This window comes from Cytobacillus sp. MT66, assembly GCF_058792595.1.
Genome location: NZ_JBXAFB010000018.1, coordinates 21,930 through 36,711, shown reverse-complemented (window position 1 = coordinate 36,711; position 14,782 = coordinate 21,930). Strand labels below are relative to the sequence as shown.

Sequence of the window (14,782 nt, the reverse complement as noted above, 5' to 3'; positions counted from 1 at the left end):
TTTAACATTTTAATCTTTTATTCTATTATTTTGTTTCAAATTACCAATAATTTAGGTGATGGTCAAATTTTATAACTGAAATATCATACTTTACAAAATATTATAATCATTTATATAATTATAAGAGTTATCGGAATATTTAATATATAGGAGTGATCTTATTGGGAATTTTGATAAATGAACGACTTGCAGATGGCCGTATTGCGTTGCTGAAAATTAATAGACCAGATTCTATGAATGCACTGAATACTGCATTGGCCCTGGAATTTATTGATGCTCTTGAAAATATTGAGGAAGATCAGCGTGTGCGAGTAATTGTTATCACTGCAGAGGGGGAAAAGGCCTTTTGTGCGGGCGGTGATCTGAAAGAAAGAAAAGGAATGACAGAGGAGCAGTGGTTCAAGCAGCATAGGATTTTCCAAACGATGTATCGCAAAATCAGAGAGGCTAAACAGCCAGTTATATCGGTTGTAAATGGATTTGCCCTTGGCGGAGGGTGTGAGCTTGCGCTAACAGGCGATATTATATATTCAGTTCCAACTGCGAAATTTGGATTGCCGGAGGTGAAGCTTGGGATTATTCCAGGTGTAGGGGGAACACAGACAATTGGCCGGTATTTGCCTAGAAGTATTGCTATAGAGCTCCTTTTGACTGGAGATTTTATAAGTGCAGATGACGCCCTTAAATATGGCATGATCAGTAAAGTTGCCCCATATGAGGAAATTTTTCAGCATGCCTTATCACAGGCGCAAAAAATTGCGGATAACTCACCGCTAGCAGTCAGAATGGCGAGAAAGGCATTTAATAAAGGAATGGATATGCCTCTTGAAGAGGGAATTGACTATGCGCTTCAGCTTTATGCTAGATTAACACATCATGATGACCGGGTTGAAGGGGTCAATGCGTTTAACGAAAAAAGAAAGCCAAATTTTAAGGACCCTGTTGAATAAAGTAATGGGAGTGTGCAGCTAAAAAAGTGCACACTCCTTTTAATTTTCTGAAAAATAAATTGACTGAACAATTCGAATATAATAAAATCAAATAGCGGAACAACATTCCATCTAATAGAACAGAAGGGATACCAAGTTACATGAGTGAAAAAAAGGATAATGGCGTAATCCCAAAAGTATTTAAAATTTTATCTGCCTTTATTGATGAATCCGATCAATGGGGTGTTCGAGATCTGGCCAGCCATCTTGATTTGCCAATCAGTACCTTGCATAGGTTTCTTAAAAGCCTGCAGGACCAAGGCATGCTTGAGTACAATCCAGATACGCGAAAATATCAAATTGGAATGGAGTTATATCGAATTGGCTCTGTGTTATCAACAAAATTCGATTTTAAAAAAATCGCACAGCCATTTTTAAAAAGTTTTGTTAATAAATTTGATGAAACCATTTGTTTAGTTCTTTATCACAAGAAGTACAAAAAAGTAATGTTTTTGGATCAAGTAGTAGGTTCTTCACCCTTTCAATACGTCATTAATATTGGCGATCTCCAGCCGGTCCCATATGGTTCCAGCGGCAAATCAATTATGGCTTATTTGGAACGTGAGGAAGTGGAACAAATTCTTAATCTGGAATCCTTTGATACCCATCAAAAAAATAAAATAATTAAGGAACTAAAGGAAATCAGGGAGGAGGGGGTAGCATTTAGTTTTGGTGAGAGGGTAGAAGGAGCAAGGGGAATTGCAGCACCAATTTTTGATTCGTCAAAGTCTCCAATCGGTTCAGTAATCTTTGCTTCACCCATTAAAGATTTAGAAGAAAAATATGAAATGGAACTTTCCCAAGAAATTCAAGCCATTGCGTTAAAGATCTCTAAACAGCTAGGCTACGCAGAAGAGTAATGTAAATGAAAGGATGATAATTCTGTGAAGACAATCGTGGATTGGGCTGATAAAGAGCTTAAGGATGTTACTGAAAATACGAAAGAACATGTGAAAAAATCGATCATTGATTTTTTTGCCGTATCCATTGCAGCCTTAGACGAACCGCTGTATAAAAAAATTGTTCAGTATGTCAAGGATACCGGCAAAGGGGAGGTACCGATACTTGGAACCAATACAAAAGCTGGTGCGCAGCATGCAGCCCTGGCACTCGGTGCTTTAAGCCATGCCATTGATTATGATGATATTTCTGCCTATCAAATTGGCCATCCGACAGTTGTCCTTGGTGCCATACTATTTACATTGGGCTATGAAGCAAAAAGCAGCGGAAAAGAAATATTTGAAGCCTATGTTGCTGGGTACGAGGTGATTGCCAGGATCTCAAAAGGGGCAGCTAGAACCCAGTATGAAAAGGGATGGCATACAACCGCGACAATCGGAGCCATTGGCGGAACCATTGGTGCTGCTAGATTATTAAAATTAGATAAAGAACAGACTGCTAATGCTTTAGGAATCGCTTGCTCATTAGCATCAGGGGTACGCTCCAATTTTGGAACAATGACCAAACCTCTTCATGCTGGCTGGGCTGCTGGCAATGCCATATTTGCAGTTAAGATGGCCCGTAACGATTTTGATTCTTCTATAGACGCCTTTGATGGTACGAATTCTTATCTTTCGGCATTTGGGGGTCAATTGGACGCTGATGCATGGGATCAGGCTAAACTTTTCATTGATGAGGGATTAATATTAAAACCTTATCCTTCATGCGGCTTAACGACAAGAATTATTGATTGTGGAATAGAACTTCATCCAAGAGTTAAAAATCGTATTGACGAAATTCGTTCTATTAGATGTCTAGTATCGCCTCTTACTTTAAAAGTATTGAAATACCCAAGACCAGCCTCAGGTTTAGAAGCGAAATTCAGCTTAGAATATTGCGCCGTTCAGTCAATCATAAGCGGTGAAATGAAAATCCAGCACTTTACCGATGAACATCTCCAAGACGATCCTACATATAAAAAATTAATCGAAAAAGTGAAATATGAAGTTCCAGAGGATATGGAACAATTTTTAGAGTTTGGCGAGGAGTATTCCTCCATCATCATTGAATTTCAAAATGGCGAAATAGAAGAAAGCAAAATCACAAAGCCAAAAGGATACCCGCAAAATCCGCTTACAGATGTTGAACTTAAGGAGAAATTTAAAGATTGTACAAAAGAGTATATAAATGATGTCGATCAGGAGATTTTATACCAAAAAATCTCAGATTATTCAGATACTGGAGATATCTCAAAGCTTGTTGATGAAATAAATGCAAAGATTATTGAAAAGGGTCTCATTCAAATGAATTAAGGAGGAAACAAGAATGATAGTGAAAAAGAATAGTAAACTCATATATTTATTAATGGCGATCGTTTTAGTGATTGTCAGTGGCTGTAGCAACTCATCTTCCACTGCAGAAAGTGATACAGATAAACCAGCCGAAGGGAAAGGCAAAACAGAGACGATTAAAGTTGCGTATAATTTGCCGCAGGAACATGCTGTTGGTCTGTTTTTTGAAACAATGGCGGAGGAAATTGAAAAGAATACAGCTGATACTTCTATTAAGCTAGACGTACAAACTTTTCCTAACGGGCAGCTGTATACAGATGCAGATATTCCTGATGCACTTAGCATGGGCGGGGTTCATATTGCCCAATTAAACTCAGGTTTTATTGCTGGAAAACAGGCTGCACCATTACGGGTTATCGATCTTCCATTCCTATTTGAAAATTGGGAACAGGTATGGGCAGCTGAGGATGGAAAATATGGTGAATTATTTGCCGAGCATTTGAAGAAATTCGATATGGAAGTTTTAGGATGGCCAGCATATGGCACAGTTGAAATTTTTGGGAACTTCCCTATTCATGTGCCAGATGACATTAAAGGCAAAAAGATGAGAGCCTTCGGTCAAGGGGCATCACTTCTTCTTGAAGAAATGGGAGCATCACCAGTAAGCATGAGTTCTCAGGAAATATATCAGGCAATGGAGCACGGCACGATTGATGGACATACTACTGGCCCTTCATCTGTAGTTGATCGGAGTCTGTATGAGGTGACCTCTCATGGTACGGATATGGGGTTAAGTCACTTGTCATTCCAAGCGGTGGCAAACCTAAAGTGGTTTAATGATCTTCCATCAGATGTACAGGAAGCTGTAAGAAAGGCTGCAAAAACAGCAGAAAAAGTTGCACGTGACACTGTAAAAAAGGATGAAGAAGAATATAAGAAAAAGTTGGCTGAACTTGGGGTTGAGTTATACAAACCAACCGATGCGGAAAGAGAAGAGTGGCTTAAAGGAGCAGAAAAGCGTTATCAGTCCTATCTGGATGAAACGGGAGAAGCTGGGCAGGAATTCCTTGATGCTGTAGAGGAAGCAAAAAAATAATTTATTGTTGGTTCTGCATTGCGGTTATCTAATTAACTGCTCTTGCAGGACCACATTTGCTAGAGAGCAGGTGACTTAAATTGAGCAAATTAGTAAATTTGATTATTAAGTTTGAGAAAATATTTCTATACATTTCAGGAGCTTTCTTAGGAATTTTGGCGTTGAGTGTATTTTATGAGGTTATCTCCAGGTATGTATTTAATCATCCAACCATTTGGGCAAATGAAATTTCGACTTACCTGCTGCAATTTCTTGTTTTTTTTACAATGGGATTTTTATTAATTGAGGGTGAGCACATTCGTGTCACTTTTTTAATAGAAAGGCTGAAAGGGAAAACTAGAAAAGCATTAGAAATGATTAATGTATCACTTGTGTTTATTTTCGCCTATGTCCTTATTGTTTATGGCTTTAAGTTTACACTGAATGCATATACACGAGAAATGGCATCACCGACGCTTTTAGAGGTTCCGCTCTGGATTCCGTATTCATTTATTCCATTAGGAGGCGTATTATTAGCCCTTGCCGCGATATGTGCAATTATAAAAATAGGCATCTCTCCTAATATTGAGGAGGGTATGAAATGATCTCATTAAGTTCAGTAGCTGTTTTAATCGGAGTTCTATTTCTTTTGCTGATAATCGGTGTACCTATTTCTTTTGCCCTGGGTTTATCAGGGATAATTACCATAATTACTATGATGGATACGATGTATCTAAATCAGATACCGTTAACACTGTATGGATCGTTATCCGAGTTTATTTTTGTGGCTATTCCTCTGTATGTGCTGATGGGTGAAATTTTATTTCAAGGAAAAAGCGGTCAGCGCCTTTTTTCTGCCACTAAAGCTTGGATGCACAATTTCAAGGGGGGAACAGGGGCAGCAAGTGTTATTTCCTACACCTTTTTCGCAGCCATTGTTGGCTCTAGTATGACATCTGTACTAACCATTGGGAAAATTGCTATTCCTGAAATGATTAAGGAGAAATACTCTAAAGAATTGACCTATGGATTGTCTGCCATTGGCGGATCCTTGGGCATTCTTATTCCTCCAAGTATCCCGCTTATTATTTATGCATCATTAAGCGGTGCGTCACCGGGGAAATTATTTATGGCTGGGATCATCCCAGGACTAGCCATTGCCTTATTATTAATTATTTGGGCTATGATTAATGCACCCAAAACATCGGAACTCCCAAGTCTTGAATGGACGGAAAGAAGAAAAATCACCCTATCCGCTATCCCCGAATTTCTTTTGCCTATTTTAGTTTTAGGCGGAATTTATGCAGGGATATTTACACCGACTGAAGCCGCTGCGGTAGGGGCTGTTTATGCCTTATTTATTACTCTATTTATTCATAGAAGCATCAAGTTTAAAGACATTTTACCCATTTTGGTAGATTCAGTTAAAACTTCTTCCATGCTTTTATCTATTGTTCTTGGGGCATTGGTATTTGGAGCAGCACTTACTTTGATTGGTCTACCTCAATATCTTTCTTCAGCAATTATGGATCTGGACGTTGCCCCTTGGGTGATCTTGCTGATAATGAATTTGATTTGGCTTATTATGGGATTTTTCCTTGAGGTAGTATCCATCATGTTAATCACAACACCTATATTCTTCCCGATTGCTGTGGCATTAGGATTTGACCCAATATGGTTCGGGATTATCATGGTTCTTAATATGGAATTAGCCGTGATTACACCGCCAATCGGCATGAATTTATTTGCCATAAAGTCTTTGGTTCCAAACGAAAGTATGGGCACGATTATCAAAGGCACCTTGCCATTTTTAGTATTTGTAGTCATTGTACTTGCCCTTGTTTGGATATTCCCGTCAATTGCACTTGTTCTAACTTAAATAGGAATGGAGGAGATTCAAATGACAGGACCATTGCATGGTGTCAGGGTAGTGGATATAACAACAAACATTTCGGGACCCACGCTAACAATGATTTTAAGTGATTTGGGTGCAGAAGTAATCAAAATCGAGCGCCCGGGTTCTGGGGATGAAACGAGAAAAATGGGGCCGTTTAGGGAAGGAAATGACGGCTCCTTCTTTTTACAGCTAAATCGGAATAAGCACTCGATTGTTATTGATTTAAAGCAGGAAAAAGGAAGGGAAATAGTTAAAAGATTTATTGAAGATGCGGATGTATTTGTTGAGAACTTTCGCTATGGAAAGGCTGAAAGTCTTGGGTTAGGGTATGAACAATTAAAATCTATTAACCCGGGTTTAATCTATGCTTCTATTAATGCTTATGGCTTAAAGGGCCCTGATAAAGAAAAGCCTGGATACGATGCCATTATTCAAGCTAATTCAGGTTTGATGGGGATTAATGGGGCAGCGGATAGTGATATGTCGAGAATTCCTGTATCGATTTTGGATCAAGGAAGCGCCTTATGGGGTGCCTTGGGTGTTGTAAGTGCATTACTCTCCCGCAGTCAGACGGGAAAAGGGCAAAAGGTTGATACGTCCCTTTACGAAACAGGCTTATTTTGGGCTAGCTACCACCTGATGGCCTATCAGTTTACGGGCAAAGACCCTGTTAGAATGGGCTCCAACCATGCTGCTTTTACACCTTACGGGGTATTTCAAACAGGAACACAGCCAATCATGATTGGAGTTTCAAATGATCGATTATTTGGTAAGCTGTGTAAAGTCCTTGGAAAGCCAGAATGGGTAAATGATCCAAGGTATCAGAATAATCCGAAGCGGGTGCAAAATCGGCATGTGCTAAATTATGAGATTGAAATGTTATTAAAGGGGCATACGGCAGAATACTGGATTGACAGGCTTGATAGAGAAGGGGTACCTGCTTCGATTATAAATAAAATATCAGATGTTGCATCAAGCAAACAGACAGAGGAATTAGGGATGTTCCAATCTGTTGAACACTCGATTATTCCAGATCTTTCACTAATTCGTTTGCCGCTTACTCTATCAGAAAACAATCTATCCATTAGAAAGTCCCCTCCACTTTTAGGAGAGAATACACGCAGTATCCTGGCAAATCACGGATATGACGGAGCAGCAATAACTCAGCTAATTGAAACTGGGGTAGTAAGTGATATCGTTCAACAAGGCACATCCTGATTTGAAAAGTATTTAAAAATATATTGACAGTGATTAAATGAGATGGCATAATCCTTTATATAATTTGAATCTTATCAATTAAATAAATGTTTTCTTATCAAGAGCAGGCGGAGGGATGAGCCCTATGAAGCCCGGCAACCGACTCAAGTGTTGAGCACGGTGCTAATTCTCACAACGGTAACGTTGACAGATAAGAAGTCGTTTTTTTCGTGAAAACCTCTTCTTATTTGAAGAGGTTTTTTTGATGGAATTTTTTATAAAAGGGGGATAAACATTGAGTCAAGTTACAGCTGTATACCGATTAATTGCTGACAGGGAAAGCTTGCATAAAAAGGGAGAAGGTATTGCGCTGGGATTAACGGTTGGTTCTTGGACCGATCTTCCCCTGCTTGAACAAGAGCAACTAAAAAAGCACAAGGGCCATGTAGAAAAAATCAAGGAAATTGGCGAGGATCCTTCTACAGGAAAAGTGATTGCCGAATTTCATATCAGCTTTCCTGGAGGCAATTATTCACATGACCTTCCAGCCATTTTAACAACCGTATTTGGCAAGCTGAGCTTAGATGGTGCGGTAAAATTAATAGATTTAAAGTTTGATGATGAACTGTTAAGAGGATTCCCTGGACCAAGATTCGGAATCAATGGAATCCGAGAAAAGCTAAATGTCTATGATCGTCCGCTTGTGATGAGTATTTTTAAAGGGGTCATTGGCAGAGATATGAACTATCTCCTGGATCAGCTGCGGGAGCAAGCACTAGGCGGTGTAGATTTAGTTAAAGATGATGAAATTCTTTTCGAAAATGAGCTAACCCCATTTGAAAAAAGGATAACCGAAGGAAAGAAGGTTTTGGACCAAGTATATGAGGAGACCGGCCATCGCACTTTATATGCTGCGAATCTTACAGGAAGAACCTTTGACCTCAAAGAAAAAGCCCGAAAAGCAAAGGAATTAGGCGCAGATGCCTTGTTATTCAATGTCTTTACTTATGGATTGGATGTGCTTCAGGCTCTAAGGGAAGATGATGAAATTGGCTTGCCAATAATGGCTCATCCAGCATTTAGCGGTGCTTTTACATCTTCAGAAAAATATGGGTTATCCCATTCACTGTTACTTGGAAAATTAGTACGTTTATCCGGTGCCGACTTTTCTTTATTCCCATCACCATACGGAAGTGTAGCATTGGAGCGGGATAAGGTTATTAAAGTAAAAGAGGAGCTAACAAAAGATTCTTCTCTGAGGAGAGCTTTTCCTGTACCATCTGCAGGAATTCATCCAGGATTGGTACCGCTTTTAATATCAGATTTTGGAAAAGACTGTGTCATTAATGCAGGCGGCGGGGTTCACGGACATCCGCAGGGGGCAAAAGGCGGCGGGAAAGCTTTTCGCCAGGCAGTCGAAGCTGTACTTAGCAGCATTCCATTAGATCAAGCAGCACAGTATCCTGAACTTCAGGAAGCTATTAAGCTTTGGGGATGGAAGGAGCCTGTAAAATCATGATTAAGCCTGTTATTTTCTGCGACTTCGATGGCACGGTCACAAAAAAGGACAATATTATCAGCATCATGAAGCACTTTGCTCCGCCAGGATGGGAGAAATGGAAGGACGGGGTGCTATCCCGTTCGATTAGTATTAAGGAAGGGGTAGGAAATATGTTTTCCCTTCTTCCTTCCGCATTGAAAAAAGACATTATTGATTTTGTAATAGACACGGCAGAGATAAGAGATGGATTTGGTGAATTTATTCAATTTGCGAAAAAACAAAGTATTCCGATCTATATAGTCAGCGGAGGCATTGACTTTTTTGTTAAGCCAATGCTTGAATCTTTTGCTTCCATCGATGGGATTTACTGCAACGAGGCAGATTTTTCAGATGAAACAATAAAAATTCATTGGCCTTATGATTGCGATCGGCATTGTCCAAATCAAAACTGCGGCTGCTGTAAACCAAGCCTGATTCGAAGATTGGCTGGTGAGGATTCCCATGTAATTGTTATCGGCGATTCAGTGACAGATGTAGAGGCAGCAAAGGTAGCCGATACAGTGATTTCGCGGGATTACTTGTCGAAGACATGTGATGATATGTCCATCCCGCATCATTCATTTGAAACGTTTTATGATTGCATCAACATTTTAGAAGACCTGCAAAAAAGTGCAGTTGGAAAATAAATGGAAGGACAAGGGGCCTGTCCCTCTGTCCTTAAGAAAGGAGGAAAAATAGATGAGTCTCATTGTTTCTCGACTTCAAGAACTGTCTGAGATTAAGGAAGAGTTAGCTGAACGGGATTGGTTTATGGGAACGAGCGGCAATTTAGCGATTAAAGTTCAGGATGATCCGCTTCAGTTTTATGTGACGGCTAGCGGAAAGGATAAGCGTAAAAAGACAAAGGATGACTTCCTGCTCGTTGACGGGTGGGGAAATCCTGTTGGAAGCACAAGTGTAAAGCCTTCGGCTGAGACTCTTCTTCATTGCGAAATTTACCGCAAGAGCAATGCCGGCTGCAGTCTCCATGTCCATACGGTTGCTAATAACGTTATTTCGGAGTTATATGGCGATCAAGGGCAGGTCACATTTAAAGGGCAGGAGCTGATTAAGGCCTTTGACCGATGGGAAGAGGATGCAAAATGGGCTATTCCAATTATCCCTAACCATGCTCATATTCCAGCACTCGCAGAAGCACTTGCTCCGTATGTAGATGATGACAAAGGGGCAGTCCTGATAAGAAATCATGGAATTACGGCTTGGGGCAAAGATGCCTTCGAAGCAAAGAAAGTACTAGAAGCATGCGAGTTTTTATTTCAATATCAGCTGGCGCTCATGCAAGCCAAAGCCTCGCTTAATACAAAGGCAACATTGGGTTTTTAATATTTTTAATTTTGGCTATGTTTAAGTTGAATATTGGCTATAAGCGCTTAGTTGATTGGAGTGGAAGGCGCGAAGACTCCTGCGGGAGTGCGGGACAGGGGAGACCCCGCAGGAGCGTTAGCGACGAGGAGGCTTCCCGAACCGCCCTAAGGTGCGCGTTGCGCCTGGAACGGAAATCAACGGCTAAGTATCAGAACCATAATCTTACATTAATTAGGAGGAATTAACATGACAACAATTAAAATTCAAGGAACAAACGAAATAATTGAAAATCAAGAGGAAGTGATTTCTTTTCTAAAGGAGCAGGATGTTATTTACGAACAATGGGATATTGCCAAATTACCTGCAGATTTACAAGAAAAATATATTTTAAGTGATGAAGAAAAACAAGCCATTTTAGCTGCTTTTGACAATGAAATAAAGGATATTTCTGCCCGCCGCGGATATAAAGCCTGGGATGTTATTTCCCTTGCTGAACATACGCCAAATCTAGATCAGCTTTTAGAAAACTTTCAGCGCGAACATCATCATACGGACGATGAGGTTCGATTTATCGCAAGCGGCCATGGGGTGTTTATCATCCAAGGAAAAGACGAAAGGTTTTTTGAGGTTCATTTAAATCCTGGCGATCTTATTTCCGTTCCCGAAGGTGTACGCCATTACTTTACATTAGCAGAAGATCGCAAAGTGGTTGCTGTACGAATCTTTGTTACGGAAGAAGGATGGGTGCCTGTTTACGAGGAAACCACTGCAGGCTGATTTTAAGTAACCCCTTTAGCCCATCAGGTAAAAAACTAGGCTTACCTGATGGGAATGTAGAACAAAATGAAAATAAGGGAGTAAATAAAATGAGAAAAGTACTAAAGAATATAGCGATTTCCAGCTTGGCCTTATCGCTGCTATTAACTGGATGTTCTTCAGGAGAAAAAGCGTCAAAAGCAGAGGAAAGCAAGAATACAGCCATCGAGAATGTCCCAGAGAGATTTGCCAATGGGGATGAGGTGAAAATTAAGGTCATCCGCAAAATTGGCGGGGACGATCATACAGCGCAATTTTTGGCCGGCGCGAAAAAAGAGGGAGAAGATCTTGGGTTTAAAGTAGATGTATTCACAGCAAACGGTGATTCTGCCAAATTCCATGATGCAATCGCCCAAGCAGCTAACCAGGATTACAATGGTGTCATCATTTCGCATGGTGATGATGCTGCTACTGCAGATGCCGTGAAGGGCCTTGTAGAAAAAGGAAAAGAAGTAGTTGCCTTCGATTCCATCGATGAATTAAAAAATATTGAAGGTGTGACACTGACTTCACAGGATGATCAAGCTTTAGCTACCTTGGCATTAGACCAGCTAATCAAGGATTTTGATGGAAAAGCAAACATTGCCTATCTATGGGTAGATGGATTTCCGCCAATGGTTCGCCGCAATGCGGTCTATGAAGCTAAGCTGAAAGAAAACCCTGAAATAAAAGAGCTTGAAAGATTCGGAGTAGCATCTGCTGATACATCAGGACAAACACAGAATGCTGTGCAGGCGATGCTGAATAAATATCCAAAAGGAGAGCTTGATGCCATCTTTGCAACATGGGATGCCTTTGCTATTGGTGCTGCCCGTGCCATTAAAGAGGCTGGCCGAGAAGAAGTAAAAATCTATGGAATTGATGTTTCAAACGCAGATTTGCAAATGATCCAGGAAAAAGGCAGCCCATGGCAATATACAGCTGCAGTCGATCCAGCGCTTATTGGAAAAATTGATATGAGAATTTTAGCGAAAAAGCTTGCTGGTGAGGACACTCCACAGGAATATGCCTTAAACGCTAGCCTGATTTCTCAAAAAGAATTATCAGCATCGCAAAACCCTATAAATATGGAAAGTTTGTCAAAGGTTATTTCCGGCTGGGGTGAATCAGCGGATTTTGAAGAAGACTGGATGAAAAAGCTGAAAGAGCATTATCAGAAATAATGGCCAGTTTTAACAGTGAAGGGAATGACTGCAGCAATGATTGAAATGAGAAATATCTCAATTGATTTCCCTGGTGTCGCTGCTTTAAAAAATGTGCATTTTCAAATTGAAAAAGGTAAAATCCAGGCGCTGATTGGCGCTAACGGCGCGGGAAAATCAACCCTAATGAAGGTGCTATCAGGTGCCTATGACCACTACCGTGGGGACATTTATTTTAACCAGAACAAAGTAGATATCCGAACGCCTAAAAAAGCAAAAGAGCTTGGCATACAAATGGTCTACCAGGAGGTTGACACGGCCTTAGTTGGAAATTTAACTGTCGGCGAGAATATTATGCTTGAACAGATGGTTCATCAAATGGGCAAAAGACAATGGATTAATTGGAAGACGGTTCATAAAGAGGCTGCTAATATTTTGGCAGATTTGAAGGTTGATATTCCAACCAATAGGCTTATCCAAGAACTTACATTAGCCGAAAAACAAATGGTTGTGATAGCAAGAGCCATTTCCAATCAGTGCCAATGCCTGATATTAGATGAACCGACCGCCCCATTAAGCCAAAACGAAACAGATGAGCTCTTCAGGCTGATTCGCCTTCTTAAAGAAAAGGGTGTAGCGATTATCTTTATTTCCCATCGGCTGCCTGAACTATTCGAAATATGTGAAGCAATAACTGTGATGCGAAATGGCGAAATTGTCATGGCTGAAAAGACCGAGATCACCTCTCCAAAAAGCGTTATCGAGCATATGCTTGGTAAATCATTAGGTGAACAATACCCTCTAAGGAAGCCGGAGATTGGGAGAACCGTGTTAGAGACAGTAGCATTTTCCGACGGGGATATAGTTAAAAATCTGAGTATCCATATGAGAAAAGGTGAAATTGTGGGTCTAGCCGGACTTGTAGGAGCCGGAAAAACTGAGATTTGCAAAGCTTTGTTTGGTGCGGCGCCGAAGTATTCCGGTGAAATTATCATTCGCGGTAAAAAGGAAAAATTTCAATCCCCAGCTGATGCTGTTCATGCAGGAGTGGCTTTGGTTCCCGAGGAGAGAAGGAAAGAAGGATTGGTTGTTTCTGAGTCTGTAGCAGTCAATCTAAGTGTTTCTGTTTTGAAAAGATTATCCAAGATCTTTGGGCTGATCCAATTTCAAGATGAGAAAAGAGAGGCTAATGATCTTATTAATCGATTAAATATTAAAACCCCATCAACTGACACGAAGGCAGAGAGTTTGTCCGGAGGAAATCAGCAGAAGGTGGTCATTGGAAAGTGGCTGGCAGGAGAGTCGGAAATTTACATTTTTGACGAACCGACAAAGGGAGTAGACGTCGGAGCGAAAAGAGAAATATTCCAGCTCATAGCTGACCTTGCTGCACAGGGAAAATCGGTGCTATATGCTTCCAGCGAACTGTCAGATATCCTTGGGATGACAGACCGGGTCTATGTCATCTATGACGGAAAAGTGGTAAAAGAGCTGGAAACAGCATCAACGAACGAGCAAGAACTTTTATATTATTCTACAGGAGGAAAATAAATGGCTGCACAACAAAACCTCTTGGAAAAAAAGCAATCTGTGAATAGGCCTTTTAAGCTGTTTGATTTCCTATATAAATATGGAACCATTATTACTATTTTTTTGCTTGTCATTGTATTTACGGCAGCAAATCCTGCTTTTATCGATGGAAGCAATATTGTTAATATCTTTCGCTCCATTTCCATTGTAACGATTATTGCAATCGGAGTGACCATCTCTTTATCTGTCAATGGATTTGATTTATCGGTAGGGTCAACAGCCTCGGTCGCCAACGCGATTGTGATTTCCATGTTTGTCTGGTATTCACAAAATCTGTTTACTGCTCTAGCGGCTGGTATGGCAGCTGCCTTGGCTGTGGGTCTATTGAATTCTGCCCTGATTGTAAAAATGAAAATTCCAGATATGCTGACTACCCTGGCGATGATGTTCATTATTCAGGGCGTCGCTTTAACTTATACGAAGGGAGCAACGATTACACAAAATATGATCATGCCTGATGGTTCATATGCCACGGGGACAATAAGCCCGGCATTTGCAAAAATCGGCCAGGTTCCGTGGATTATTTTGATTATGATTGTTATTGTCATCGTTGTTCATATCTTTTTAAACTATACAAAGCATGGAAGGTATATGTATATGATCGGCGGGAATGCTGAGGCTGCCAGACTGTCGGGCATCCCTGTAAACAAATATAAAATGCTCGCATATCTGTTATCGGCCCTTTGTGCAGGCGTTGGAGGAACTGTTCTTGCTGCCAGGGTGATGACAGCTGAAATAAACGCTGGAGCACCCTACTTAATGGATTCAGTTGCCGCAGCATTTATTGGGCTGTCTGTTCTTGGAGCCGGAAAACCTAATGCATTTGGCACATTTATTGGAGCGGTCTTGATTGGCCTTTTACAAAATGGCCTTGTCATGATGTCAGTGCCCTACTATGCGATGGATATTGTAAAAGGTGCTGTGTTAGTTTTTGCTCTCGGCCTAACCTACTATAGACAAAAATAAAGGAGGGAATAAG

Annotated in this window: 14 protein-coding genes and 1 riboswitch; all 14 genes read left to right on the top strand. The window is 40.5% G+C overall.

The window, feature by feature from the left end:
- Positions 1–161: 161 nt before the first annotated feature.
- The 14 genes from AC1Q59_RS21905 to AC1Q59_RS21840 all read left to right on the top strand — a co-directional run bounded on the left by AC1Q59_RS21905 (position 162) and on the right by AC1Q59_RS21840 (position 14,769).
- Positions 162–950: an enoyl-CoA hydratase/isomerase family protein gene (locus tag AC1Q59_RS21905; RefSeq protein ID WP_492367992.1), complete on the top strand. Its 789-nt coding sequence runs from the start codon at positions 162–164 to the stop codon at positions 948–950.
- Between the two features lie 140 nt (positions 951–1,090).
- A complete protein-coding gene (locus AC1Q59_RS21900) occupies positions 1,091–1,849 on the top strand; it encodes an IclR family transcriptional regulator (RefSeq protein ID WP_492367991.1) in 759 nt (252 codons plus the stop codon).
- A gap of 24 nt (positions 1,850–1,873) precedes the next feature.
- Complete coding sequence (locus AC1Q59_RS21895) at positions 1,874–3,241, top strand: MmgE/PrpD family protein (protein ID WP_492367990.1); 1,368 nt, start codon at positions 1,874–1,876, stop codon at positions 3,239–3,241.
- A gap of 13 nt (positions 3,242–3,254) precedes the next feature.
- Positions 3,255–4,316: a TRAP transporter substrate-binding protein gene (locus tag AC1Q59_RS21890; RefSeq protein ID WP_492367989.1), complete on the top strand. Its 1,062-nt coding sequence runs from the start codon at positions 3,255–3,257 to the stop codon at positions 4,314–4,316.
- An 80-nt stretch (positions 4,317–4,396) separates the two neighbouring features.
- Positions 4,397–4,900 (top strand): TRAP transporter small permease subunit, encoded by a 504-nt coding sequence (locus AC1Q59_RS21885; RefSeq protein WP_492367988.1) that lies wholly within the window; start codon positions 4,397–4,399, stop codon positions 4,898–4,900.
- Positions 4,897–6,174, top strand: a complete 1,278-nt coding sequence (locus AC1Q59_RS21880) for a TRAP transporter large permease (RefSeq protein ID WP_492367987.1) — start codon at positions 4,897–4,899, stop codon at positions 6,172–6,174. The genes AC1Q59_RS21885 and AC1Q59_RS21880 overlap by 4 nt, the downstream gene beginning before the upstream one ends.
- 21 nt (positions 6,175–6,195) lie before the next feature.
- Positions 6,196–7,410 (top strand): CaiB/BaiF CoA transferase family protein, encoded by a 1,215-nt coding sequence (locus tag AC1Q59_RS21875; protein ID WP_492367986.1) that lies wholly within the window; start codon positions 6,196–6,198, stop codon positions 7,408–7,410.
- 91 nt (positions 7,411–7,501) lie between these two features.
- Positions 7,502–7,607: riboswitch (SAM riboswitch) on the top strand.
- Positions 7,608–7,684: 77 nt separating this feature from the next.
- A complete protein-coding gene (locus tag AC1Q59_RS21870) occupies positions 7,685–8,908 on the top strand; it encodes a 2,3-diketo-5-methylthiopentyl-1-phosphate enolase (protein WP_492367985.1) in 1,224 nt (407 codons plus the stop codon).
- The gene (locus tag AC1Q59_RS21865) at positions 8,905–9,576 is read left to right on the top strand and encodes a 2-hydroxy-3-keto-5-methylthiopentenyl-1-phosphate phosphatase (protein WP_492367984.1); all 672 of its coding nucleotides are present in this window, start codon (positions 8,905–8,907) and stop codon (positions 9,574–9,576) included. Before AC1Q59_RS21870 ends, AC1Q59_RS21865 begins: the two co-directional genes overlap by 4 nt.
- A 52-nt stretch (positions 9,577–9,628) precedes the next feature.
- A complete protein-coding gene (locus AC1Q59_RS21860) occupies positions 9,629–10,273 on the top strand; it encodes a methylthioribulose 1-phosphate dehydratase (RefSeq protein WP_492367983.1) in 645 nt (214 codons plus the stop codon).
- A 228-nt stretch (positions 10,274–10,501) separates the two neighbouring features.
- Positions 10,502–11,032, top strand: a complete 531-nt coding sequence (locus AC1Q59_RS21855) for a 1,2-dihydroxy-3-keto-5-methylthiopentene dioxygenase (RefSeq protein ID WP_492367982.1) — start codon at positions 10,502–10,504, stop codon at positions 11,030–11,032.
- An 89-nt stretch (positions 11,033–11,121) separates the two neighbouring features.
- Positions 11,122–12,234 (top strand): sugar ABC transporter substrate-binding protein, encoded by a 1,113-nt coding sequence (locus tag AC1Q59_RS21850; protein ID WP_492367981.1) that lies wholly within the window; start codon positions 11,122–11,124, stop codon positions 12,232–12,234.
- A gap of 24 nt (positions 12,235–12,258) precedes the next feature.
- Positions 12,259–13,764, top strand: coding sequence for a sugar ABC transporter ATP-binding protein (locus AC1Q59_RS21845; protein ID WP_492367980.1), 1,506 nt, complete (start codon positions 12,259–12,261; stop codon positions 13,762–13,764).
- On the top strand, positions 13,765–14,769 hold the full coding sequence (locus AC1Q59_RS21840; RefSeq protein ID WP_492367979.1) for an ABC transporter permease: 1,005 nt from the start codon (positions 13,765–13,767) through the stop codon (positions 14,767–14,769).
- The last annotated feature ends 13 nt before the right edge of the window (positions 14,770–14,782 follow it).

Excerpts from the sequence above, each read along its gene's own strand:
- AC1Q59_RS21900 (WP_492367991.1), top strand. The coding sequence starts at position 1,091 with ATGAGTGAAAAAAAGGATAATGGCGTAATCCCAAAAGTATTTAAAATT.
- AC1Q59_RS21890 (WP_492367989.1), top strand. The coding sequence starts at position 3,255 with ATGATAGTGAAAAAGAATAGTAAACTCATATATTTATTAATGGCGATC.
- AC1Q59_RS21880 (WP_492367987.1), top strand. The coding sequence starts at position 4,897 with ATGATCTCATTAAGTTCAGTAGCTGTTTTAATCGGAGTTCTATTTCTT.
- AC1Q59_RS21875 (WP_492367986.1), top strand. The coding sequence starts at position 6,196 with ATGACAGGACCATTGCATGGTGTCAGGGTAGTGGATATAACAACAAAC.
- AC1Q59_RS21865 (WP_492367984.1), top strand. The coding sequence starts at position 8,905 with ATGATTAAGCCTGTTATTTTCTGCGACTTCGATGGCACGGTCACAAAA.
- AC1Q59_RS21860 (WP_492367983.1), top strand. The coding sequence starts at position 9,629 with ATGAGTCTCATTGTTTCTCGACTTCAAGAACTGTCTGAGATTAAGGAA.
- AC1Q59_RS21855 (WP_492367982.1), top strand. The coding sequence starts at position 10,502 with ATGACAACAATTAAAATTCAAGGAACAAACGAAATAATTGAAAATCAA.
- AC1Q59_RS21850 (WP_492367981.1), top strand. The coding sequence starts at position 11,122 with ATGAGAAAAGTACTAAAGAATATAGCGATTTCCAGCTTGGCCTTATCG.
- AC1Q59_RS21845 (WP_492367980.1), top strand. The coding sequence starts at position 12,259 with ATGACTGCAGCAATGATTGAAATGAGAAATATCTCAATTGATTTCCCT.
- AC1Q59_RS21840 (WP_492367979.1), top strand. The coding sequence starts at position 13,765 with ATGGCTGCACAACAAAACCTCTTGGAAAAAAAGCAATCTGTGAATAGG.